Annotated in this window: 2 protein-coding genes; one reads left to right on the top strand and one right to left on the bottom strand. The window is 41.7% G+C overall.

The window, feature by feature from the left end; genetic code table 11:
- Positions 1–14 precede the first annotated feature (14 nt).
- Positions 15–395, top strand: a complete 381-nt coding sequence (locus tag U9P07_08175) for a hypothetical protein (protein MEA2109377.1) — start codon at positions 15–17, stop codon at positions 393–395.
- Between the two features lie 308 nt (positions 396–703).
- Here the strand turns inward: U9P07_08175 and U9P07_08170 are convergent, their stop codons facing one another.
- The gene (locus tag U9P07_08170; protein ID MEA2109376.1) at positions 704–1,048 is read right to left on the bottom strand and encodes a hypothetical protein; all 345 of its coding nucleotides are present in this window, start codon (positions 1,046–1,048) and stop codon (positions 704–706) included.
- Between the last annotated feature and the right edge of the window lie 324 nt (positions 1,049–1,372).

Below are 1,372 nucleotides of genomic sequence, written 5' to 3'. Positions count from 1 at the left end.
CAAGGAGGTTGTCTATGCGCAAGATAAAAGAGGTTTTACGATTAAATTTTGATGGCAAACAGAGCAATCGAAAAATTGCCGTCAGTTGTTTGTTCAGCCGCAGTACGGTTGCCGATTATTTGTTGAGAGCCAAGGCCGCAGGCTTGTCCTGGCCCTTGCCTGATGATTTGTCCGAAACGGCTCTTGACCAGCTTCTATTCCCACCGCCCAGGAAGGTTCCTTTATCATCCTCACACGAACCAGACTGGAATGAAATTTTTAAAGAACTGAAACGTAAATCCGTCACCATGGCGCTGCTCTGGCAGGAATATCGGGAAAAACATCCCGATGGCTATCAGTACAGCTGGTTCTGCCAGAAATATAAGGACTGGACCGGCAATCTTGATCTGTTTTGAAATTCCAGATAAGAAGCCAGAGGGACAAAACACATAACCCAACAAGCATATAATTCAATATTATCCATCTCTCACTTGAAGAAAGAGAATCTATAGAAAAAAATGTAAGCAATAGGCCGTTTATTGTAAGAAGAGCCCCCCAATAAACGTTGATAGATTCTTTGTATTTATCTATCAGTTTGAGTTGATATTCGCTTTGTTTATCAACCATATTTATCCTTTGGAATTATTGATTAAACAGCTAATGTTCCGTTTCACTGGGAGCGGCAGACTATCAGCGATTCAGTGCAAAGTTAGCCCACTTATATTCATTTCATCCGAACAGCAACTCCTGTAGCTGTAGGATTACCCCACATACCTTCATGTCCATACTGTATTCTTACTATAGCATTAGCACCTAATTCTCTGGCACGCTGTCTAAATGTCTCGTTTAGTTTATCAATATTTGTCCAAGAAGCTGAACGGATATTTATGATCGCTATCTCATCATATTTATGATCAATATCCCTCGTGCTCAATAGAATAGGGGTGTCACCCGACAATGGAGCATAACTCTCCGATGAAAGACGGGAGACTTCAGGATAAGTTATACCAGCACAGCCAGCTATAAACACAATGAGTGCAATGAGTATCACGGAAACATAAGATTTCATAATTATCACCTCTTTTAATCTTTCTCGATAGGGCTAACGACCTGCATCAGCCGCCTGAAAACGGCTTACGGGAGTTCAAACTACCAATAATAGTTGGCCGCCGTTTTCAGGTCGGTTCTGTATGCAATTGTTCGGCGATTTCTTGCCGATTAGGTTGTTACGAGGAGAGTGATTAAATAGGCCTGATGAGAATGATATGATACTTGGATCTATGCAAGCAATTCTTCGCTACCCTCTTGAAATACTGCTTTTATTACCAACCTACCGCCCAAAGCTTCTATGTACTGCTGCATGGCACTTATGGTGATGTTTGGCCTTCTTTCA

The organism is Pseudomonadota bacterium (assembly GCA_034660915.1).
Classification (GTDB): domain Bacteria; phylum Desulfobacterota; class Anaeroferrophillalia; order Anaeroferrophillales; family Anaeroferrophillaceae; genus DQWO01.
The sequence above is the reverse complement of the archived record's forward strand: the minus strand, read 5'-3'. Positions and strand labels throughout refer to the sequence as shown.